Origin of the sequence: Nocardia sp. CS682 (genome assembly GCF_004634405.1) — a bacterium.
GTDB lineage: Bacteria > Actinomycetota > Actinomycetes > Mycobacteriales > Mycobacteriaceae > Nocardia > Nocardia ninae.
Genome location: NZ_CP029710.1, coordinates 5,573,359 through 5,597,185 on the forward strand (window position 1 = coordinate 5,573,359; position 23,827 = coordinate 5,597,185).

Sequence of the window (23,827 nt, forward strand, 5' to 3'; positions counted from 1 at the left end):
CAAACCCGCATTCCAGCAAAGTTAGGCTAACCTATCTTCTTGGCTCGTGCTGTGTGACGATGAGCCGGTTCGGGGGAGGCACTGATGATGGCGAGAGGCAACGAACTATGACGGTGGAGGTCGCGCCGCTACCCGTGGCGGAGACGGGGAACCGGCCGCCGCGCGCGGCACAGCAAGCGCGCAAGAAGGCGGAAGCGTTGGCGCGTAAGGAGATCCTGGCGCCCGTGCGACGGGCGCTCACCCTCGCGAGCGTCATCGTGGCCATCGCCTCGGTGTGCACCGTGCTGCCGTTCGTGCTGATCGTCGAGGCCTGCCGGGAACTGCTGGCCGACCAGGTCGATACCGATCGGGTCTGGCGGCTGCTCCTTGTTGCCGTTGTCGTGCTCGTCGTGCGTGGCCTGCTGCAAGCGGCGGCGCTGACCTGGTCGCATCTGGTCGACGCGGACTACCAGCTGTCGCTGCGCAGGCTGCTCGCGGCCAAATTGACCAGGGTGCCGCTGGGCTGGTTCGGCGATCGCTCTGCCGGTGCGGTGAAGAAGCTGCTGCAAGACGACGTCGAGGCGCTGCACTACCTGGTGGCGCACGCGCGACTGGAGTTCGTCGGTGCGCTCACCGTCCCGCTCGTCACCCTCGGCTACCTGTTCACCGTCGAGTGGCGGCTCGCCCTGGTGCTGCTCGTTCCGCTGGTCGCGTATGCCGTGACCTACGGCAGGATGCTGGATCAGGACGCCCGCGACCGATTGACGGTCTACAACCGCTGGGAGCGCCGCACCCAGGAGGCGACCATCGAGTTCGTCGACGGCATCCAGGTGGTGCGGGCGTTCGGCCAGGCGGGCAAGGCGCACAGCGTATTCCAGGAGGCGGTGGACGGTCAGGCAGCCAGCCTCGACCGGTTGAAGACCCCGATGATCCGGCTGCAATCCGGCTCCGATCTGGTGGTCGCGCCGGTCTTCGTGATGCTGGTGATCGTGCTGGCCGGCCTCGTCGGCGTCGGCCTGCACTGGGTGGAACCGGTGGATGTGCTGCCATTCCTGCTGGTCGGACTGGGTTTGGGCAGCGCGCTGCTCGGGCTCGGGTACGGCACGCAGGCGCTGCGCACCGCCGGTGCCGCCGCCGTCCGGCTGCACGAGCTACAGCAGACGCCCGAATTGCCCACGGACGCACCCGATTCGGATCAGCCGGCAGCCGGCCCGGCCGGTGTCGTGCGTTTCGAGGGCGTCACGTTCGGCTATCGCACAGACCATGATGTCCTGCGCGACATCGACATCGAACTCACACCGGGCACCCTGACGGCGCTGGTCGGCCCGAGCGGGTCGGGCAAGTCGACGCTGGCAAAGCTGTTGCCCCGGTTCTATGACGTCGGCTCCGGCCGGATCACCATCGGCGGCCGGGATATCCGGCACTACTCGACCGAAGAGCTGTATCGCACCGTCGGTTTCGTCTTCCAGGACGTTCGGCTGATCGGCGGCACCGTCCGCGACAACCTCTTGCTGGCCCGGCCGGACGCTGACGACGCGGCATTGGCCCGGGCGGCCCGCGCCGCCCAGATCCACGACCGCATCACGGCGCTGCCGCGCGGCTACGACTCCGAGATCGGGGTCGACGCCGTCCTGTCCGGCGGTGAGGCGCAGCGGCTTTCGATCGCTCGCGCGCTGCTGGCCGACACACCGGTGCTGGTGCTCGACGAGGCGACCGCCTTCGCCGACCCGGAATCCGAAGCGGCGGTGCAGGACGCGCTCGCGGTGCTGGTCGCCGGGCGCACCGTCCTGGTCATCGCGCACCGGCTGCACACCATCACCGGCGTCGACCGAATCCTGGTGTTGGAGAACGGAAGACTCGTCGAGCAGGGCGACCATCGCACCCTGCGCGACGCGGGCGGGACCTATCAGCGGCTGTGGGAAATCAACGAGGCGGCCCTCGGTGCGATCGCCTTCGCCGAGACGGAGGAGCACTGATGATTCGCAAGGTACTCGGGCTGGTACCAGCCGAATTCGATCCGCTGACCCCGAAACTGCTCGCCGCGATCGTCGCACAGGCGCTGAGCCAGGCGGCGGCTTATCTGCTGCTCGTGCCGGTGTTGGAAGCATTGTTCGACGACGATCTGGCCCGCGCCTGGATGTGGACGCTGTGGATGGTGGCCGCGGTCTCGGCCGTCGTCGTGTTCGGCTTCGTGCAGGCCGTGATCGGCCTGCGCATCGGCGTCGGCATGCAGCGCGGACTGCAGACCCGGCTGGGCGATCACCTCAACGCCTTGCCGCTCGGCTGGTTCGAGTCGCAGAGTGCGGGCGTGCTGTCCCGGATCGTCGTCGAAAATGTCCGGGAAATCCAGGGTTTGGTCGCCTATCTGCTGACCAAGGTGATCACCAGCATCCTGGTGCCACTGGGTGTCGCGGTGGGCATGTTGTTCATCGACTGGCGCATCTCGGTCGCCATGCTGCTCGCGGCGCCCGTGCTGTACGCGATCAACAGCCTGGCCAACCGGGCCTACACCCGCTCCGATGCGCGGATGCACGCGGCCGCGGCCGAAGCGGACGCGCGGGTGCTGGAGTTCGCGCAGGCACAGCCGGTGCTGCGGGCCTTCGGTGCGGTCGGGGCCGGCAACCGTGCGCTGGAGGCGGCGCTGCTCGGGCAGCGGTCCGCGCTCTCGCGGCTCATGTTCGCGACGGTGCCCGGCTTGATCGTGTTCGGCTTGTTCGTGCAGGCGGTCTTTCTCATCCTGGTCTACGTCGCCGTGGGCCGGATGACCGAGGGCGCGATCTCAGCGGCCGCCGCCATCGCGTTGATCGCGGTGAGCTCCCGGTTCATCGAACCGCTGAATCAGGCTGCGCAGCTTGCCAATGCGCTGCGCTCCGCCGCGGCGGCCGCGGATCGGGTCGGCACGCTGCTCGCGGAACCGGTATTGCCCGAGGCGAAGACCGCGGTGACGCCCGGCGTTGCGGCAGTCGTGTTCGACGAGGTGAGCTTCGGCTACCGGCCAGGGGAGCCGGTCGTCACCGACCTGACGTTCAGCGTGCCCGCCGGCACCACCACCGCGATCGTCGGCCCGAGCGGTGCGGGTAAGACCACCCTGCTGCGGCTGGTGGCCCGGTTCTACGACGTCGACGCCGGCCGAGTCGTGGTCGGCGAGCACGATGTGCGGGAACAACCCTCGGAGACGTTGCTGGACCAGCTGTCGCTGGTCTTTCAGCATGTGTACCTGTTCGACCAGTCGGTGGCGGACAACATCCGCATCGGCAAACCGAACGCCACCGACGCCGACGTGCGCCGGGCCGCCGAAGCCGCGCGGGTCGACGAGATCGTCGAACGGCTCCCGGACGGCTGGGACACGCTGGTAGGTGAGGGTGGTGCGGCGTTGTCCGGCGGTGAGCGGCAACGGGTTTCCATCGCCCGCGCCTTGCTCAAGGACGCCCCGATCGTGCTGCTGGACGAGGCGACCAGCGCGCTCGACCCGCACAGCGAAGCGGTGGTGGTGCGCGGCATGCACGAACTCACCAGGGACCGAACGGTCATCGTCGTCGCGCACCGGCTCGCCACCATCGCGCACGCCGACCAGATCCTGTTCCTGGACGGCGGTCGGATAGTCGAACGCGGCACGCACAGTGAGCTTTTGGCCGCTGGTGGTCGCTACGCCGACTTCTGGAACGAACGCTCCCGCGCGGCCGGATGGCGGCTGGAACCCGCGGGGGTCTGAGCCGCCGCCGACGCCAACCGCTCGGACTCGATTTCGGCGCAAGGGTTCTGGCGTTCAGCGCACCGGCCCGCCGTGGATGTCCCGGTAGCGTGCCGCCGCAGCACCGGGATCGGCACGCCCCGCCCCGAGCGGCTCCTGCAGGAACGCCACCAGAATGTCGTTGGTGGCCCGCTGAGTTTCCCTTGGCCCACGCGCGCCGCCGATCAACTGCGCCGCCAGGAACCGGGCCGGATCGGCGAGGAAGCGCGGTGCGTCGGTGAAGCTGTAGTGGTTGGCCTCGGCGATCTCGAACCGAAAGCCAGGCGCGGTGGACCGGGCGAGCAATGATCCGTTGCCGTCCAGGAACTGCTCGGAGTGGTCCGTCTCCGCATAATCGCTCTGCACCAACAGAAAAGGCTTCCGCAGCGACCGTTGGGGCAGCGTGCCGTACAACGTGCCGTCGATATTCGCCGCGGCCGCCAAGCGGGGGTCGCCGGCCAGCGCGGCCGCCGCGGCCGCGCCACCGAACGAGTGACCGACGGCGGCAACATGTTCGGTGTCGAGGCGGCCGGACAGGCGCGGCCCCCACGTATCCGGGCGCCGCAGCTGATCGACCACGAAGCGCAGATCCGCCGCTCGGACATCGAGTTGACCGCTCATATAGCGCGATCCGTCCGGGTCGTTGTCCGGGAACTGTTGCCGTGGCGTCGCGATGGTGCCGTCGGCGAGTTCGGTGATCGCGACCTCGTAGGGATGATCGACGGCGAGCACCACGAAGCCCCGGCTCGCGAGATCGGCGATCAATCCGGTGTAGAAGGCGCGCGGCGCACCGTATCCGGGCGAGAACAGCACGACGGGCCAGCGGGCCCGGTCCGGGTTGACCGGCAGGTTCAGCCGAGCATGGGTATCGACGCGGTGATAGCCGCGCATGAGTAGGCCTGGCAGCACCGTGACCTGCTCCGGCAGCTGATTCAGCCCGTCGAGATACACAGCGGGTCGACCGTTGCCCGCCGGATCCGCCGGATACCAGGCCTGCACAATGACATTGCGCTGATCGTCGGCCGAAGCCGTTGCGGGCTCCGGCCTGTCCCGGTCGACCCAGCGAAAGATCTCGGTACCCACCGCATATGGCCCGGTCGGTCGCGGCAGGTCGGGGATGGGAACCACCGACCAGGCGAGCGCGGCGGGCACCATGAGTACCCCGACACCACCGCGCGCCAGTACCAGGGGTAACCGCCGCGCACGGGTCGCCGTCGCGTCGCCCGGCCACTTCGCCTGCGCGACAACGAGTCCGCCCGTCACCGCGATCAGCACATACGTCGGCGCGAACTGCCAGTAGAACTCCTCGACCCACCACTGGACGACACAGCCGACGACGAGCACCGGCACCACCACCGGGGCCACCCGGCGCGCGACCCGCCGGGACGCGACCGCCGTCACCGCGAATGCGATGGCACCGAGCGCCAGCAGAACATCCATGATCGACATGCGTCGCTGACCTCCACTCCGGCGCCGGTCGTGCGGATGTCCGCGGGACCGGCCCTGAGTACCAGCGTGCGGCAACTACTGCCGCGTGCGCGTCGACAGCTGGTCGCGATCGAGGTCATCCTCGGGGATGAGTGGCTACCCCGTCGGATACCGCCGGCGATCTACTTCCAGTAGGCCTGCGACTTGATCGAGGTCTTGGGCAGGCCGTGGGTCGTCTTGAGCGACTTGACGATCGAACGCGTGGTGTGGCCGTCGCAGGCCACCCAGGCGAACGCGTCCTTCGGGATCTCCAGCCGCTGCGCCTGTTCGCGCAGCAGTCGCCCGTTGTCGACGCGCTGCAGCCAAGTCACCTGGTGCTGCGGCTTGTTCCGTACCGGCAGCGTCGTGTCGGACTCGTACTGCCATTCCAGCCACACGCGGGCCGGGGTGTCGCCGATCGCGTCCAGCAGCGAGTTGATCGCGGCCAGCGACGCCGTGTCGCCGAAGACGACGAACTCGCTCGGCATCGGATCCGGTAGCTGGAAGTCCGAACCGAGCACCGACACATCGATCTGGGTGCCCACAGTCGCGTTCTGCGCCCAGACGGCGGCCGGGCCGTTGTGTATCGCGAAGTCGATCCAGAAGCGGTCACCCGCGGGATCCGGGTCGACCAGCGTGTAGCCCCGCTGGTGTTCCTTCTCACCGTTGGGAATCCACAGTCGGACCCACTGCGTCGGATGAACGGCGTGGTCTTCCAGCAGCCCCCCGGCGGAGAAGCCGAGCCGCACGAACTTGTCCGTGATGGTCTCGGTCGACGTGACGGTGAGTCGGTAGTCCTCGGCGCGCCACGCCTTCAGCATCAAGCCTTCGAATCCTCTACCCATGTGGGTAAGGCTAACCTAATAATATCGGGTAATCTCGTGTGTCGTAGGCCACACTGCGGCAGCCGGAAATGGCCTCCGGTGCGCGGGAGGCCATTTCCGTTGTAGCGCAGTTATTTACACGGTGCAGGGCAGGAAAGCGACGCTGGCGATGGTGCATTGCGCCTCGCGGGTCAGCTTCCAGGTGCCGTCGATGTTCTTCCAGGTGAGATCGAAATGGAAGGGGTCATAGCCATCGACCGCGGTTTGCAGGGTGGCGCCGAGGATATCGCCGTTGACGGTCACCGGGCCGAGGATGGTCCACCGGAAGCTGGGCGGGGTGGCCGCCATGGCGGTGCCGACCTGATCGGCGAGCGGCAGGCCTGCCTCGCCTGCTTCGAGTTCGGCGGCACGGGCGGCCCGCCCCGCGCCGGTGTTCAGAACGACCTGCAGCTTCGCCTTCAGCTCACCCGGGCCGGGTGCGCTGGCATGCATCGGGGCGACGATCGGCGCTGCGGCTGCGGGGACCGTGGTCGCGGCAGAGCCGAAGGCGCCGATGAGAGTTGCTGCGGTGAGCGCGATCAACGACGCAGACTTCTTTGTTGTGGTGCGGAGCATTCTGTCCATCCAATCGTTTCGTGTGATGCCACTGTGCGGCCGACCCTCTCGCAATATAAGGTAAGCCTACGCAAACATAGCTGGGTGGGGATTGTCGTTGTGGGCGCGAACGCAACCTCAATGACACTGCGCGCGAGAGTGGAGAACCGGTGGAAACACTTCTGGTAGTCGGCGCGGGGCCGAAAGCCCTTGCGGTGGCGGCGAAGTCGCACGTCTTACGGAATCTCGGACTGCCTGCACCGCGGGTGGTGGTGGTCGAGGCGCATGCCGTCGGCGGCAACTGGCTCCCCAGCGGCGGCTGGACCGACGGGCAGCACCGGCTCGGCACCAGCCCGGAAAAGGACATCGGCTTCCCGTATCGCTCGACCTGGGCACGTGGTCGCAACCAGGCCATCAACGCGGCTATGAAGGAGTTCAGCTGGACCTCGTTCCTGGTCGAGCACGGCACCTTCGCCGAGTGGATCGATCGAGGGCGCCCGAGTCCGCACCACCACACCTGGGCCAGGTACCTGCAGTGGGTCGCCCGCGCGATCGACCTCGACCTGGTCATCGGCACGGTGCGGTCGATCCGGCAGGGGGACAACGGATGGTCGGTCTCGGTGGCCGACGCCGAAGGTCGCGACACCGAGCTGACCGCCGACGGGCTGATGATCACCGGGCCGGGGCGCAGCACCAGGACGCTGGCCGAGCACTCGCGCATCCTCAGTATCGCCGAGTTCTGGGAACTCGCCGGGCGTCGCGCACTGCCTGCGGCGTCCAGGGCCGCAGTGATCGGCGGCGGCGAGACGGCCGGGTCCGCCCTGGACGAGTTGGTCCGGCACGAAATGTTGACCATCTCGGTGATCTCGCCGATGGCGACCATCTATACCCGGGGCGAAAGTTATTTCGAGAACGCGCTTTTCAGCGATCCGAGCAAATGGGCGGCGCTGAGCATGCAGGAGCGCCGAGATGTCATCCGCCGCACCGACCGCGGCGTCTTCTCGGTGCGGGTGCAGGAAAACCTGCTGGGGGACAACCGAGTCCATCATCTGCAGGGCCGAGTGGTGCGCGTCGCCGACCACGCGGACGGGGTCGCCGTCACCCTGCGCAACGAACTGCGCGCGGATCAGGTGCACACTTTCGACCTGGCGATCGATGCCACCGGCGGCCAGCCGTTGTGGTTCCTCGAGCTGTTCGACTCCTACGCAACGGATCTACTCGAGCTCGCCGTCGGCGGCCCGCTCACCCAGTCGCGGCTCGAGTCGTCCATCGGCTACGACCTGGCGGTGTCCGGGCTGGCGTCGAAGCTGTATCTGCCCAACCTCGCGGCACTCGCGCAGGGGCCGGGGTTTCCGAATCTGAGCTGCCTGGGGGAGCTTTCGGATCGGGTGCTGAGCCCGGAGCCGGCTCGTGCCGGATCCGGTGCCCGGCGCCTGGTGGTTCGGTAAGGATCGGCCGTGCCTACGCGGTCAGCGCCGCAGGGCCGGCATATCCCCGGGTTCACGCGGGAGGGTGTGCAGCGAGATCCGGCGATCGGGGCGAATGTCGAACTCGCCGAGATGGCTCCAGCCGTTCTTCTGCAACGCTTTACGCATCGGCAGGTTCCGATAGTCGGGATCGCACATCAGCCGTCGGCACTGCGGCTCGGCGCGCCACACCTCGGTGGCCAGCCGGCCGATCCACGTCGACATGACGCCCCGGCCCACCAGGCTCGGGTCCGCCGTGGCGATGTGGAAGCCCATGTCCAGTGCGTCGGCTTCGTACAGTTTGGCGATCTCGTCCTTCGCGGCGCGGTACAGCTCGACATACGCGACATCCCTACGGCCGAGGTCGGGTCGATCGACGGCGGCGAAATCGAAGCCGAGAATGCAGGGCCGCGAGTAGGTTCCGGCCAGCTGCGCCCTGCTGTCGATCCGCCGCCGGTCCGCCGACCACGGCTGCTCCCAGGTCTCGAGCAGATGCGGGCGAGCCATCCATTCGGCGAGCGTCTCGGGGTCGGCGCTGTCCGGGTCGATCAGGCGCAGCGAATAGGGCTCGGAGAAACTCGGCACCACCGGTTCGGGAGCTTCGCGAACACTGTCGGAAATGTCGGTCAGCTCGCGGGGAAAGACGTACGGCGTCCCCGTTCCATTCCTCGGCATGGTGCTCCGTTCGTCCGTTACCTAAGTCACTATCGCCATTAGGGTAGCCTACGCTAAGCTGACGCTGCAAGATTGGGCCGGCCGGGCACGCGGCGTCATCCATATCGCACCGAACTGGCGATTTCTCTGGCGTACCGAGTATTTCGGCAGCATCGGACGTCTCGCTAATGCGTGGCGGCCATTTCGGGTCGTGTGCGCGTCGCGTGGTAACGACCGCCGGTGCAATATCCGCGATGGGTAGGAGTAGGGCATGGCACGGGAACTCGGTTGGCTGCGGCAATTCCAGGCGCCGAGCTCTGATTCACTACCGCCACTGCTGATCTTTCCGCACGCGGGTACCGGCGCCTCTGCTTATCGAGTGATGGCCAAGCGGCTCAGTGCACATTTCGATGTGGTGATCTTCCAATACCCTGGTCGTCAGGATCGCGCCCGTGAGGCGGCGCTGGCGACCTTGCCGGAGATCGCGGCCGGCGCCTTCGAGGCCTTTCGGGCTTCGGTGCACAACCGTGGCCTGCCGATCACCGTTTTCGGGCACAGCATGGGTGGGATCGTCGGATTCGAGTTCGTCCGATTGGCCGAGGCCGCGGGCATGAATGTCCGGCTTCTGGTGCCCTCGGCGACGGCCGCGCCCGCGAAGGTCGCTGAACTGCCCGACCATCCGGACGACGACGAAGCATTGCTCGACCATGCTGCCGTGCTCAACGGCACCGGCGGTGAGGTGCTGGCCAGCCGGGAGATCATGAAATTGGCCTTGCCGGTCATGAAGGCCGACTACCGGGCATTCGATGCCTACTCCTGTGCGGCGGACGTGCGAATCGATGCGCCGATCCAGGTGCTGGGCGGTGACGAGGACCCGTTCATCACGCCGCGCTATCTCTATGCGTGGTCGGCCCATAGCCGCGCGGATGTCCAGGTGACCGTGTTCACCGGCGGACATTTCTACCTGAACGACCATATCGACGGCATCGCTGAATTGCTTGTGTCGGCTACCAGCGCGATCGCCTAGCGGTCGAACGAAGGACATGATGAGTACCTCGAGCACGGATGATCCGATCGTCGTCGTCGGAATGGCAGTAGAGGCGCCGGGCGGTATCGATACCCTGTCCGGGCTGTGGGAAGTACTTGTCGAGTCCCGTGAATTGATAGGACGATTTCCGCGCGATCGGGAATGGCCGATAGCGGAAGTTCTCGCGCTGGGAAATATCGAAGGCTGGAGCGATGTCCGTGATGCCGGTGGGTTTCTCACCGGTGCAACGGAATTCGACCCCATGTTCTTCGGCATCACGCCACGGGAAGCGGTCGCGATGGATCCACAGCAGCGGGTCGCGATGCGCGTCGCCTGGCAGGCGCTAGAGCACGCTGGGATCAATCCCGGTGCGCTGGATGGTGATTCGGCCGGATGCTGGATGGGCGTATCCGCCAGCGAGTACGGCCCGCGTGCGGCGGAGGTCAACGACTTCAGCGGGTATCGGGTCACCGGCTCGGCGCTCGGTGCGGTGGCAGGCCGAATCTCGCACTCGCTCGGCCTGATCGGCCCGTCGATCAGTGTCGACACCGCCTGCGCGTCGTCGCTGACCGCAGTCCATCAGGCCGCCGCGGCCATCCGCGCGGGCGAATGCGAGTGGGCACTGGCGGGCGGCGTCTGCGTGATGGGCTCGCCCGCCGCCTTCTACGAATTCTCGAAGAACAACGCCCTCGCCGCCGACGGCCACTGCCGTTCGTACGCCGCCGACGCGACCGGCACGCTCTGGGGCGAAGGCGCGGGGGTGGTTGTGCTGGAACGCGAGTCGCGGGCACGGCAGTTCGGCCACCGCGTCTACGGGCGTCTGCTCGGCTCGCGGATCAATCACAACGGCAAAGGTGCGCCGATCGCGGTGCCCAGCGCGCAGGCACAGGAGCGGTTGATCCGCGACACCTTGGCCGCGGCGGGGATCGCGGCGGACGCGGTCGGGGTGATCGAGGGCCACGGCACGGGCACCCCGGTCGGCGACCCGCTGGAGCTGACCGCGCTGGCGAAAACCTATGGGACCACTGAGCGCGGCACCGACGGGCCGTGGCTCGGTTCGGTCAAGTCGAACGCCGGGCATGCCCAGGCGGCCGCGGGGATGCTCGGCCTGATCAAGGTGCTGCTGTGCGGCGCGAACGGCACCGTCGTGCCGAGTCTGCACGCGGACCGTCCGACCACCGAGATCGATTGGGCGGCAACGAGCTTGCGACTCGCCACCGACGTCGAGACCTGGGAACCGGTAGCCGGTGTCCGCTACGGCGCCGTCTCCTCGTTCGGTGTCGCGGGTACCAACGCGCACGCCATCCTGGCGATGCCCGTGCTGGAGGAAACCGATGTCTGACTATCGACTGCCGGACGGCACCATCCCGGTACTGCTGTCCTCCGATACCGACGACGGGTTGCGCGCCGAGGCCGCGGCGCTGCTGGCCTACCTCGAGCAACACCCCGCCGTGTCCCCGGATCGGGTGGCGGACATGATATTTCGCACTCGCGTCGCCCGGCGACGGCGCGCGCTCGCCATGGTGACCACCCACCAGGAACTCCGCGACGCGGTGCGGTCGATCGCCATCGGAGCCGAGCATCCGGCAGTGGTTGCGACGGCAGGGGCGGCTCGCGCGCATCGCATCGGCTTCATCTTTCCCGGTCAGGGCAGTCAGCGCCCCGGCATGGGGCGGCTCTATTACGACTGCTCGCCCACGTTTCGCGCGGCCATCGAGGAATGCGCGACGATCTTCGAGGACCGATACGGCCACGCGCAGCCGCTGCACTACCTGCTCGGCGATGAGGGCCGGTTCGAGGACACCGTCCAGGTGGTGCAGCCTGCGCTGTTGTTTCAGATGACCGGCCTCGCCGCGATGTGGCAGGCGGCCGGGGTCAGCCCGGCCGCGACGATCGGCCACAGCCAGGGCGAGCTGTCGGCCGGCGCGGTCTCCGGTGTGATGACGCTGCGTGATTCGGTGCTGGTGGTCACCCATCGGGCCATGCTGGTGGATCAGCTCGGGCCGGACGGCTACTCGATGGCCGTGCTCGGGATGGATCGCGAAGCCTGTGAAGCGTTGCTGGCCAGGCACTCCGGCTGGGCTGAGCTGTCCGTGGTCAACTCGCCACACATCCTGGCCATCTCCGGTGACCGGGCGACCATCGTCGACGCGGTGGCCACCGCGACCGCGCGCGGGCAGTTCGCGAAGGAGATCCGGGTGGCCTACCCGGCGCACACCTCCATGGTGGTCGAGATCGGCCGCAAGGTCGGCAACTTCATGGGGAACGAACTGAGCAGCCCGAACTTCGCCCCCGCCGAGATCCCCTGCTACGGAGCCACACTCGGCGAGCCGATCACCCCCGATCTGGCCCAGGCGGAGTACTGGTACTGGAACCTGCGCAACCGGGTCCGGTTCGACCGGGCCATCGTCGCGGCGGCCACCGACGGCATCGACATGTTCATCGAGATCTCCGAGCACCCGATGTTGCAGTTGGCCGTCCAGGAGAACCTGACTCTGGTTCCGCGCGATCCGATGCTGCCCCCACGCGACGTGCAGGTGCTCGGCACGTCGCGGCGCACCGCGACGGGACTCGGTGAGTTCACTCGCAATCTGGCTACCGTCGCGGTGCACGATCTGAACTACCGGTGGGCGGCGCTGCGCACCTCGACCACGGTCTCGCTGCCGTTGCGGGACTTCCCGGCAACGCGGATGAATCCCAAGAAGCTGTGGGCGCCGTACCCAGCCGACCCGGCCGCCCGAGCCGAGCCATCGGTGCCGAACGAGCCGCCGAAGCCGCTACGTCTGGTCGAGCACTGGGCGCGGCTGGACCGTCGATCGCTGGTTCCGCCACGCAGCATCGCGCTGATCGACCACACCGGCCGGTGCGCAGAGCTGGTGTCCGCCATGGTTTCCGCGGCAGACCGGCACGGTGCGACCGCTGCCGCGGTCGACGGCACAGCGCTCGGCGAGTTCGATACCGCGGTGGTGCTGCTGCCACCGATGCCGGAGACCGACAGCGCCGGTTCGGTCGCCGACCTCACCGACTTCTTCGCCGGCAGTGCATGGGCGCACGGCTTGCCGAGCTTGCGGCCCGGTACCGAATGTTGGCTGGTGACGGTCGGTGGTGAAGCCGTCGTGCCGAATGATCCGGCGCCGCACCTGTTCCACGGGTCGGTCAGCGCCGGATTCCGCGCCGTCTCTACCGAGTACACCGAGGTGCGGTTGCGCCACCTCGACCTCGCGGCCACGGAAGCGGCTGCCGAGCAAGCGATCCGGATCATCGGCGCGCTGCATACCGCAGGCGAGCCCGAGCTGGCCTTGCGCGCGGGCAGCACCTACGTCAAGCGGCTGCGGCCCGATACGTCCGCGCCGGGAGCCGCAGCGGACCTCGAGCACGTGTTGATCGTCGGCGGCACCGGGCAACTCGGGCTGCGGTTCTGTGAACACTACGTCCGCGCCGGGGCCGCGCGGATCACGCTGCTGAGCCGCACCGGTGCGTCCGAGGCGGTAGCAGGCCAGCTGGACCGGATCCGAGGTCTCGGTACCGCCGAGATCGTCGTCGCCCGTTGCGACATCAGCGATGCGGCGGCTGTCCGCCGGTACGCCGAGGACAGCGCGGGCCGACCCGTCAGCCTGCTGATCCATGCTGCGGTCAACTATGTCGACGCCGAATTGGCCGACATCACTGCGGAAATGGTGGCGACTGCCGCTCGATCGAAGCTCGTCGGCCTCGATCACGTGCTGGCTGAAGTAGCCCGGATCGAGGCTTGCCGGGTGGTGCTGTGTTCGTCGTTCGCGGCCACCATGGGCGGGCGCGGGCAGATCCTCTACGCGGTGACGAACCGGATGCTCGACGTGACCGCGCGCCGGCTGCGGGCGCAGGGCATCGACTGCGTCTCGTTGCAGTGGGGCCTGTGGGAGGTGGTGGGCCAGCTGGACGAGGCCGGTGCGTCCCGGGTGTCGAGCGCGGGCGTGATCCCGATGGAACCGACTGCCGCCGTCGCGGCGGGGCTGTCCGATCAGCCGGGCGACGCGGTGGTCTGTTCAGCGGATTGGTCGCTGCTGCACCAGATATTGAGCGTGTACGGACACGGTTCGGCGGTGGCCGGGCTGGTACCTGCGCTGTCCGCCGCACCGCCGGTCGAGCCTGCGGCACCGGTCGCCGCCGTGGCACCGGTCGCCACCGTGGCGGCGAACGCCCCATCGTTGGCCACACAGATGCGCATCGAACTCGAAAAAGTAATGGGGGCAGCGGATTCCGACGTGATCGACGGATCCGTCCCGCTGATCGCCCTCGGCCTCGACTCCCTGCAAGCACTGGATCTGCGTAAGCGGGTGCAGGCTGAACTGAACCGCGATCTTCCGGTGGCCGCGATCCTGGGCGGTGCGTCGCTGGACGACGTCGTGCGCCTGATGGCCGATAGCAACGTCTGAGCGAGGGAATTGCATGTCGAACAACGAGCTGACGACAGCGCTGGACCGGCGCAAGGAGCTGCTGCGCCGGCGCCTCGCCGAAAGCGGCCTTGCCGCGGCGCCGGTCGCCGCCGCCCCGGTGCGGCGGGCGGAACCCGGCGTACCCCAGCCACTCTCGCCCGGCCAGCGGCGCATGTGGTTTCTGCAGACGCGCGATCCCGACGACGTCACCCTCAACATCTGTGTCGCCTACCGGCTGAGCGGTGCGCTGGACGAGGCGCGGCTGCGCGCCGCGGTCGCGACGGTCGTCGGACGGCATGCGGTGCTGCGCACCACCTACGGCGTGGACGCCGACGGCGAGCCCTATCAGGTTGTCCGTCCGGACCTCGAAATGGCGTGGCAGGTGCACGATCTGCGTGACCTGCCCGAAATCGGCCGGGCGAGCAGGCTCGAGGTGCTCGCGCGGCGGGAGTTCAGCAGGCCGTTCGACCTGACCGCGGAGCCACCGCTGCGAATGTCGCTGGTACGCACCGGGAACGCAGAGTTCGCTCTGGTCCTGGTGGTGCATCACATCGCCTGGGACGACAACTCGTGGGCTGTCTTCTTCGCCGAGCTCAACGCCGCATACAACGGTGCTGCGCCGCTGCCCGAGCTCGGCGCGCAGTTCGTCGATGTCGCGATGCCCGCCGTGTCCGCGGGCGACGACGCAGGCCTCGAATACTGGCGCCGAACCTTGCGTCCGCTGCCGGAAGCCTTGGAGCTGCCCGGGAACGCGCGGGCCGGCTCCGGCTCGGCCAAGCAGGCCGAACGCCGTACCCTGGCGCTGCCGGGCGCGCTGGTCGACCGGGTGGAGGCCTTTGCCAGGGCGCATGCGGCCACCCCGTTCATGGTGTGGCTCGCCGCCTTCGACGCGGTGATCCATCGGTACACCGCCGCAACGGATTTCCTGGTCTCGGTCCCAGTCACGGTGCGCGAGACCGCGGCGGCCGAAGCGCTCATCGGTTACTTCGGCAACACCCTGCTGCTGCGCGCTACGATCAGCGCCGATACAACCTTCGCCACCTTCGTTGCCGCGGTGCGCGAGGCCTGCACGGGCGCGTTCGCGCATCAGAGTATCGGCATCGATCGTGTTGTCCGCGAAGCGAACCCGGACCGGGTCAGCGGCCGCGACGGGCTGGAGCAGCTGGTGCGTCTGGGTTTCAGCGTGCGTAAGAGCGCGGATGGCTTCGCCTTCGACGGCATCGACTCGACCCAGCTGGAGCTGGCCGGCCAGGTCGCGCAGGTACCGCTCGGCCTGACCGTCGTGCTGGAACCCGAGGGCGCCTACCTCGAGGCCGAATATCAAGTGGCCGTGCTGGAATCGATGCTGGTCGAGCAGCTGCTCGACCACTGTGTGCAGCTGCTCGACAGCGCGCTCGCTTCCCCGGACCGCAGCCTGGGCGACATCGATATCCTCGGTCCGAACGATCGCGCCACGATCTTGGCGCTTTCGCATGGTGCGATCGTGCCGACCCCGCAGACCACGCTCGTTTCGCTGTTCGAGGAACGGGTGCGCGCGACCCCGGACGCGCTGGCAATCGTCGCGCCCGGCGCGCGCGGCGGCGCCGACCTCGAACTCGACTACGCCGCATTGAATCGGCGCTCGAATCGCTTGGCGCATTGGCTGATCGGTCAAGGTATCGGTGCCGAGCAGACCGTCGGATTGCGGTTGTCGAACTCGGTCGAGTTCGTCGTCGCGGTCTTCGGTGTGCTGAAGGCGGGCGCCGCCTACCTGCCGATCGACCCGGCCTATCCGGACGAGCGCATCGATTACCTCGTCGCCGACGCCGCGCCGAGCCTGGTGCTCGGCCGGGTCGAACTGGATGCCGCAGAGATGGCCGCGACCGGCCTGCCGGATACCGATCCGACCGATGCGGACCGGGTGCGGCCGCTGCGCCCCGGCAACCTCGCCTACGTCATCTACACCTCCGGCTCGACCGGGAAACCCAAGGGTGTCCCGGTCGCGCACGCCGCCATCGCCGAGCACCTCGCGGCCTTCGTCGCCGAATGGAGCATGACCGCCGACGATCGGTTGCTGCAGTCGTCGTCGGTCAGCTTCGACGCGTCCCTGCTGGACATCTTCGTGACCTTGACGCTCGGCGCGCGGCTGGTGATCCCGAAACGCGATGCCTTCCGCGACATTCCCTACGTTGCGGAGTTGATCACCCGCTGCGGTGTCACGGTGTTGCACATGGTGCCGTCGATGCTGAGCACCTTCCTGCTGCTGCCCGACGTGAGCGAATGGCGGGCGCTGCGCCATGTTCCGGTCGGCGGTGAGGCACTGCCCGGTGAGGTCGCCGATAAGTTCGCCGGTGTTTTCGACGCCGAGCTGCGCAACCACTACGGCCCGACCGAGGCGGTGGTGTGCGCGACGCACATGCCGGTGGACGGACCGCAGGGCACCCGGATCGTGCCGATCGGCGTGCCCAATCAGAACGTCGCCGTGTACCTGCTCGACCGGGCGCTGCAGCTGGTGCCGACCGGCGTGGTCGGCGAAATCTATCTGGGCGGTGCGCAACTCGCGCGCGGCTACCTGAACCGGCCCGGCTCGACGGCCGAACGATTCGTCGCGGATCCGTTCGCGCCGGGTGCCCGGTTGTACCGCACCGGGGATTTGGCCCGGCGCAACAGCAATGGCGAGATCGAGTTCGTCGGCCGGGCCGACGAGCAGGTGAAGGTGCGCGGCTTCCGGATCGAGCTCGGCGAGGTCGAGGCCGCGATCAGTACCCACCCGGCGGTCGGTCACTGCGTTGTCACGGTGGTGGCCGATCCCGCGGTCGGCCCCATGCTCGCCGCGTACCTGGTTCCCGCGCCCGCCGAAACCGGCAGCGGGAGTATCGATCTGGAGCAGCTGCGGCTGCATGCGGCGGCCGTACTGCCGGAATACATGGTGCCCCGCGCGTTCGCGGTGATCGACGAGATTCCGCTGACCATCAACGGCAAACTCGACAAGCGCGCGCTGCCCGACCCGACGCCTGCCGTGGAGCGCCGCTACCGGGAACCGGCCACGGCCACCGAGCGGCGCATGTGCGCGATCTTCGCGCGACTGTTCAAGCTCGACCGAGTGGGCGCGGACGATTCCTTCTTCGAACTCGGCGGCCACTCGTTGCTGGCCGCCCGGTTGGTCGCGCAGATCCGCGCCGAATTCGGGGTCGAGTTCGATGTGCGCGTCGCCTTCGACACCCCGACGTCGGCGGGTCTGGCGGAGCGGCTGGTCGCACAGTTCCGCGCCGAGTTCGACATCGATCTCGATGCCATGGAACTCGATGAACCCGCCGAAAGCCGCTCGGCGGCAACGATCTCGGTCCGGCCGCTGCTGGAGCGACGACCGCGCCGAGGCCTGCTTCCGTTGTCGTACTCGCAACTGGCGATGTGGTTCCAGTGCTGGATGGAGGGCCCGAGTGCGGCAGGCAACCTGCCCTTCGCGGTCCGGCTGGACGGACCGCTGGACCATGCTGCGCTGACCGCGGCGGTCGGTGACGTGGTGGCCAGGCACGAGGCACTGCGTACCACCTTCCCCGAAAGTGGCGGTGTGCCACACCAACTCGTGCACCCGGCGGCCGAGGTGCCGGTGCCGATCACGCGGATCGACGCGGATCGCATCGATGCCGAGCTGGCCGAGATCGCCCGGTATCGGTTCGCGCTGGACGGTGAGCCGCTGATCCGGGTGCGGTTGCTCGAGGTCGATGCGCAAACGCACGTGCTGTCCCTGCTGGTACATCACATGGTCGCCGATCATGCGTCGTTCGGCGTCTTCCTCGCGGATCTGGTCACCGCGTACCGGGCGCGCATCGACGCCGGACGGGCGCCGGAGTGGGCACCGCTGCCGGTCCAGTACGCCGATTACGCACTGTGGCAACGGGATGCTTTCGACCCGGGCGCGGCAGGCACCCCGAGTGCGTTCGGACAGTCCCAGCTCGACTACTGGCGTAGCGCGCTGGCGGGTCTGCCCGACGAGATCGCGGTGGCGCACGATCGCCCGCGTCCGCCGGTGCTCGGCAAGCGCGGCGAGGTGGTGACGTTCACGGTGCCGCCGGCGCGCCGGGATGGATTGACGGCGCTCGCCGAACAGTGCGGCGCCAGCGAATTCATGGTCTACTCGGCGGTGGTCGCGACGGTGCTGCACCGGCTCGGCGGCGGCAGCGACATCCCACTCGGCACCCCGGTGGCGGGCCGGGTCGACGAGACGATCGAGGACCTGATCGGTCTCTTCGCGAACATGGTGGTGCTGCGCAACGACCTGTCCGGCCGGCCGACCCTGCGCGACACGGTGATCAGGAGCCGTGATGTCGTGCTGGATGCGCACGGGCATCAGGAATTGCCGATCGAGAGACTCGTCGAGGCGCTCAACCCGCCACGGTCGCGCGCACGGAATCCCTTGTTCCAGAGCATGATCCACTTCCGCGGCGCGGATTGGGCACCGGCGACCCTTGACCTCACCGGCTCCGGTGGCACCACGGCCACCGTCCTGCCGGTGGACTTCGACATCTCGTTCCTGGATCTGAATCTGAGTTTCACGGTGACGCCGAGCGGCGGCTTGGCTGTCCGGGTCGTTGTCAATGCGGACCTCTACGACCCGGAGACCGCCCAGCTGATCGCCGACGCGGTAGCCGCGACGCTGGACGCGTACGCCACCGTTGCGGACACCGCCGTCGCCGACCTGCGAATACTGCCGGAGTCCGACCTCGCGCGGCTGCTCGCGCCGCCGGTCGCCGCGGTACCGGCCGCGGCGACAGCGGTGCGCACAACGGGCGATGGGCCGCGGACGGAGACCGAACAGACGTTGATCGCGCTGCTCGAGGAATTGCTGGAGATCACCGACGTAGCGGCGGACGACGGATTCTTCGCACTGGGCGGTGACAGTGTGATCTCCATTCAGTGGTCCGCCCGCGCGGCGGCGCTCGGCGTGCCGCTCACGCCGCAGCTGGTATTCGAGCATCCGACCATTGCCGAGCTGGCCGCCGCGCTCGACGCGGCCGCGGAACAACCTGCGCAGGACACTGATCCGGCGCAGCACGGGCAGGTGGCGCACGCGCCGATGAGTGCGTCTGGTCTGGACGCGGAGGCGCTGGCCGCACTGACCGCGTCGTGGCAGGCCCGGTCGTGACGGCGCCGCCGCAGATCGAGGACATCCTCGCGCTCAGCCCGCTGCAGGAGGGGCTCTACTCGCTGTCGCGGTTGACCGGTGCTGAGATCGATCTGTACACCATGCAATTCGTCGTCGACATCGACGGACCGGTGGACGTGGCGCTGTTGCGCGCGAGTGCGCAGGCCATGCTCGACCGGCACCCGAACCTGCGTGTCTCGTTCTGGGATCGGGAGGTGCCGAAGCCGGTGCAGATCGTGCCCACTCGGGCCGAGCTGCCATGGGCCGAACAGGCGGCGCTACCAACGGAATTCGATGCGATCGCGGAATCGGAGCGGCGGCGGCCGTTCGATCTGAATCATGGTCCGGCACTGCGTATTCTGCTGCTCACCGTGCCGGGCGACGGCACGCCCCGCCGGCGGCTGCTGCTGACCGCGCATCACATCCTGATGGATGGCTGGGCGGTCGCAGTGTTCTTCACCGAGCTGCTCGCGGTGTATCAGGCAGGTGGGTCCGCGGATTCGCTGCCCGCGCCGCGGCCGTATCGGGATTACATCGGGTGGCTGGCCGCCCAGGACAGCGCCGCGGCGCTGGGCCGCTGGGCCGAGTATCTGCGCAAAGTCAGTGGCCCGTTGATGATTGCCGAGGGTACCGTCGCCGGTACCGATGTACCGGCGACGACGCGACTCACGCTGCCACCCGAACAGACCGCGCGCCTTCAGCAGTGGGCTCGCGCGCACGGGTTGACACTCAACACCGCCGTGCAGTTCGCCTGGACGGTCGTGCTCGGCAGGCTCACCGACCGCCGCGACGTGGTGTTCGGCACCACCATCTCCGGCAGGCCGGAACAGTTGACCGGTGTGGAGGGCATGGTCGGCCTGTTCATCAATACGGTTCCGGTCGCCCACCGGCTGGATCGCTCGACGAGTGTGCTCGAGCAATGCGCGGCGCTGCAACGGGAATCCGCCGCCATGCGCGACGTCGGCTATCTCAGCCTGTCGTCCGTGCAGCGCATCGCGGGCCACGGTGCGCTGTTCGACACGCTTTTCGTATTCGAGAACGCGCCGATCGGCGACGCGATCAACACCGTGACGGCGTCGGACGGCACGTGTTTCCGTCCGATCGAGATGGAGAGTCTGGCCCACTATCCGTTGACGGTGGTCTCGCATCTCAGCGACGGTGACCTGGTGGTGCTGGTGGAGGCGGTGCCTGCGGCGCTGCCGCACCTGAGTCCCGCCGAGATCGGCGACCGGCTGCTCTCGGTACTGCGGCAGCTCCCGGATATCGGCGACGCGACACCTGACGCGCTCGACATTCTGACCGACGCCGAACGGGACGAATTCTGTTCGTCTACCACCCATTCCGCGCCGGCCGTGGAGTCGACGGTGTGGGAACTGTTCGAGCGGCAGGTCCAACGCACGCCGGATGCGTCGGCACTGACCACGGGCGCAGGAGAGCAGTACACCTACCGCGCGTTGCACGCAGCGGCCTGCCGCTTGGCCGGCGAGCTGGCCGAACGCGGCGTCGGGCCGGAAGCTGTTGTGGCGCTCGCGTTGCCGCGATCGGCCCAGTCCATCGTCGGCATCCTCGCGACGCTCGCTGCCGGCGCGGCCTATGTGCCGGTGGATATTTCGCTGCCAACGGTGCGGATCGAATCGATTCTGCGTCAGGCGCGTCCCGCGTCGGCTCTCGTCGTCGGCAGCACCCTCGACCTGGTGGACAGATACTCGGTCGACACCTTGGTGCTCGATGATCCGGCAGTGGCGGAACGCATTTCGCAACGTCCCGCGGCGGCGCCGGAGGTGTACCGTTCGCCATCGCACAGTGCGTACCTGATCTTCACCTCCGGTTCCACCGGCGAGCCGAAGGGCGTTGTCGGCACCAATGCCGCGCTGACCGGCTACTTCGCCGACCACCACGACCGCTGCTACCGCCCCGCGATGGCACGGCTCGGTCGTCCGCTGCGGATCGCGCATGCGTGGTCGCTCAGCTTCGACGCTTCGTGGCAGCCGATGGTGGGCCTGCTGGCGGGTCAGCAGATCCACCTGTTCGACGCCGACGAAATGCGCGACGCGCACCTGCTCGTCGAGGGTATGGCTCGCCACGACCTCGACATGATCGACACGACGCCGTCGATGTTCGCGCAGCTCAGTGCGGCGGGCCTGCTGGAAAGGGAACTTCCGGTCCTGGCACTCGGCGGTGAAGCCATCGATATGGCGCTCTGGACTCGGCTGCGGGCGCTCACCGGGACCGCCGTATACAACTGCTACGGGCCGACCGAGACAACCGTCGAGGCGGTGGTCGCCGCCGTCGCGGCCACCGAGACGCCGACCATCGGCCGGCCGACCGCCGGAATGTCGGGCTATGTCCTCGATTCCATGCTGCGGCCGGTGCCGCGCGGTGTCGTCGGCGAGTTGTACCTGTCCGGAAGCCAGCTGGCCCGAGGCTATGTCGGCCGGGCGGGAACCACCGCCGATCGCTTCGTCGCGGACCCGCTACGGCCGGGGCAGCGCATGTATCGCACCGGCGACCTGGTCCGTCGCCTGCCGCACGGCGGCTTCGGCTACCTCGGCCGCGCCGACGCGCAGGTGAAGGTCCGCGGCTATCGCATCGAGATCGGCGAGATCGACACCGCACTGCGTCAGCTACCCGGTGTGGATACCGCCGCGGTCACCGTCGTCCGCCGCGCCGGTGGCGCGAGTCTCGCCGGTTTCGTTGTCGGCCGACCGAACCGAGATCTCGATCCGGCTCGGATGCGGGTCGTTCTCGCGGAACGCCTGCCCGCGTACATGATTCCGGCGCGGATCGTCGTGCTCGATCGGCTACCGGTGAACTCGAACGGCAAGCTCGACGGTCATGCACTGAACCGGCTCGCCGAAGCGGCGCTGTCCGGCGGGCCGAACAATGGTGGCGCCGCGGTCACCGAGACCGAGCACGCGCTGTGCGAGGTCTTCGCCGAGTTGCTCGACGGCCGGGCGCCCGGCGTGGACGAGGACTTCTTCGCGCTCGGTGTGGACAGCATCGTGGCGATCTCTCTCGTCAACAAGGCGCGGCGCCACGGCATCGCGGTGAGTCCGCGCATGGTGCTGGCCACCCCGACGATTCGTGAGCTGGGCGCCGCTATCGATGCCGCGACAGCCGAGTCGGCGAGCACCGAGGCGGCCGACTACGGTGCGGTACCGCCGCTGCCGGTGGTGTCGTGGATGTACGAGTACGGCAACTTCCGCCGGTTCACCCAGACCGCGCTGTTGCGGCTGCCCACCGGGATCCCGTGCACGGCAGTGGAATCGGTGTTGCAGGCATTGCTCGACAGTCATGACACGCTTCGCGCACAACTCGTCGATACCGCGGACGGTCCCCGCTTGGTGACCCGGGCGCCGGGCGTCGTGGCGGCGGCCGATGTCGTCGACCGCGTCGATTGCCCGACGACGTCCGACGCGGAGCTCGATGCGTTGATCGCGGCGTCGGCCCGCGCCGCGGTGGACCGGATCGACCCGCGTACCGGCGCTCTCGTCCGCGCCGTGTGGTTCACGGGTACGCACGACGGCGACATTTTGCTGCTGGCCGTGCACCATCTCGCGGTCGATGTGGTCTCCTGGCACATCCTGCTCGGTGGCCTCGGCGAAGCGTGGGCCGCCATCGAATCCGGGGCCACGCCGAAGCCGTTTCCCGAGTTCACTTCCTATCTCCGGTGGTCGCAGCTGATGGCCGAGCGCGCGACCGACCCTGCGGTGCTCGCGCAGCAGGACTACTGGGTGAATCAGGTCAGCGCACCCGATCCGGTACTGGGGCAACGACTTCCGGAGCCGACCGCCGACACCTGGTCTACCCTGCGCGTCACGCCGGCGGTCACGCCCGTCCCTGTCACCGCGCGCATCCTCGCCTCGTTGTCGAAGGAGGAAGGCGTCCGCGAATTCCTGCTGACGGCCCTGACCATCACGGTGGCGAGCTGGCGCAACGAGCGCAATCAGGATGCGAGCGCAGGCGCGCTGATCGCGTTGGAGGGGCATGGTCGCGCGGACGACCTGCTCGGCACCGACACCACGAATACCCTCGGCTGGTTCACCAGCGTCTTCCCGGTGCGCCTCGGCGTCGGCGCCGTCTCGATCGATGTCGCCCAGGCAGCGGCGAATCCGGCCGCGGCCCGTGCGCTGTTGAATTCGGTTGCCGCACAACTCGCCTCGATTCCCGCCGCAGGCTCGGACTACGGCCTGCTCCGGTACAGCACCCGAACACCGGAACTGGTAGCCGCCCCGGAGCCGCAGATCGAGTTCAACTACCTGGGCCGAGTGGACCTGAGCGGCAACGCGACTCAGTCGTGGTCGGTGATCACCGACGCTCGCAACGACGCCCTACCCCTCGACCCCGAACCCGACTTACCCCTGCGCTACGCCCTCGACGTCATCTCCGGCATCGGCACCACGCCCGAGGGCCCACAGCTGTCCACCAACTGGCGCTGGAGCACCGCCCTGTTCACCGCCGCCGAAGCCGATCACCTCGCCACCCTCTGGCAACGCGCCGTAATCGCCCTGGCAGACGCGCTGGAGACCTGATCAGCGCCCGCTTC

Annotated in this window: 12 protein-coding genes; 8 read left to right on the forward strand and 4 right to left on the reverse strand. The window is 68.3% G+C overall.

Annotated features, from left to right (window positions below; translation table 11 throughout):
* The first annotated feature begins 107 nt into the window (after window positions 1-107).
* Both DMB37_RS25100 and DMB37_RS25105 read left to right on the forward strand, forming a co-directional pair.
* Entirely contained in the window at window positions 108-1,955 is a 1,848-nt protein-coding gene (locus tag DMB37_RS25100) for an ABC transporter ATP-binding protein (RefSeq protein WP_135234773.1), read from the forward strand.
* Window positions 1,955-3,691, forward strand: a complete 1,737-nt coding sequence (locus DMB37_RS25105; RefSeq protein ID WP_135234774.1) for an ABC transporter ATP-binding protein — start codon at window positions 1,955-1,957, stop codon at window positions 3,689-3,691. Before DMB37_RS25100 ends, DMB37_RS25105 begins: the two co-directional genes overlap by 1 nt.
* Window positions 3,692-3,745: 54 nt before the next feature.
* Here the strand turns inward: DMB37_RS25105 and DMB37_RS25110 are convergent, their stop codons facing one another.
* The 3 genes from DMB37_RS25110 to DMB37_RS25120 form a co-directional block, all read right to left on the reverse strand.
* Complete coding sequence (locus tag DMB37_RS25110) at window positions 3,746-5,158, reverse strand: hypothetical protein (protein ID WP_135234775.1); 1,413 nt, start codon at window positions 5,156-5,158, stop codon at window positions 3,746-3,748.
* Between the two features lie 161 nt (window positions 5,159-5,319).
* Window positions 5,320-6,021 carry a siderophore-interacting protein gene (locus DMB37_RS25115; RefSeq protein WP_135234776.1) on the reverse strand — a complete coding sequence of 234 codons (702 nt, stop codon included), beginning with the start codon at window positions 6,019-6,021 and terminating at the stop codon, window positions 5,320-5,322.
* Between the two features lie 114 nt (window positions 6,022-6,135).
* Window positions 6,136-6,615: a hypothetical protein gene (locus DMB37_RS25120; protein ID WP_135234777.1), complete on the reverse strand. Its 480-nt coding sequence runs from the start codon at window positions 6,613-6,615 to the stop codon at window positions 6,136-6,138.
* A gap of 149 nt (window positions 6,616-6,764) precedes the next feature.
* Here DMB37_RS25120 and DMB37_RS25125 point away from each other — a divergent pair, with 149 nt between their 5' ends.
* Window positions 6,765-8,042, forward strand: coding sequence for a SidA/IucD/PvdA family monooxygenase (locus DMB37_RS25125; RefSeq protein ID WP_135234778.1), 1,278 nt, complete (start codon window positions 6,765-6,767; stop codon window positions 8,040-8,042).
* A 21-nt stretch (window positions 8,043-8,063) separates the two neighbouring features.
* Here DMB37_RS25125 and DMB37_RS25130 read toward each other — a convergent pair whose 3' ends face one another.
* A complete protein-coding gene (locus DMB37_RS25130; protein WP_135234779.1) occupies window positions 8,064-8,735 on the reverse strand; it encodes a GNAT family N-acetyltransferase in 672 nt (223 codons plus the stop codon).
* Window positions 8,736-8,985: 250 nt separating this feature from the next.
* Between DMB37_RS25130 and DMB37_RS25135 the strand changes: the two genes are divergently transcribed.
* The 5 genes from DMB37_RS25135 to DMB37_RS25155 are packed head-to-tail and all read left to right on the forward strand — an operon-like array spanning window position 8,986 to window position 23,813.
* A complete protein-coding gene (locus DMB37_RS25135) occupies window positions 8,986-9,741 on the forward strand; it encodes a thioesterase II family protein (protein ID WP_135234780.1) in 756 nt (251 codons plus the stop codon).
* Window positions 9,742-9,760: 19 nt separating this feature from the next.
* Entirely contained in the window at window positions 9,761-11,083 is a 1,323-nt protein-coding gene (locus tag DMB37_RS25140) for a polyketide synthase (protein ID WP_135237818.1), read from the forward strand.
* The gene (gene nbtC, locus DMB37_RS25145) at window positions 11,076-14,156 is read left to right on the forward strand and encodes a nocobactin polyketide synthase NbtC (protein ID WP_135234781.1); all 3,081 of its coding nucleotides are present in this window, start codon (window positions 11,076-11,078) and stop codon (window positions 14,154-14,156) included. Before DMB37_RS25140 ends, nbtC begins: the two co-directional genes overlap by 8 nt.
* A 13-nt stretch (window positions 14,157-14,169) precedes the next feature.
* Window positions 14,170-19,281, forward strand: a complete 5,112-nt coding sequence (locus DMB37_RS25150; RefSeq protein WP_135234782.1) for a non-ribosomal peptide synthetase — start codon at window positions 14,170-14,172, stop codon at window positions 19,279-19,281.
* Entirely contained in the window at window positions 19,263-23,813 is a 4,551-nt protein-coding gene (locus DMB37_RS25155; RefSeq protein ID WP_135234783.1) for a non-ribosomal peptide synthetase, read from the forward strand. The genes DMB37_RS25150 and DMB37_RS25155 overlap by 19 nt, the downstream gene beginning before the upstream one ends.
* Window positions 23,814-23,827: the final 14 nt, after the last annotated feature.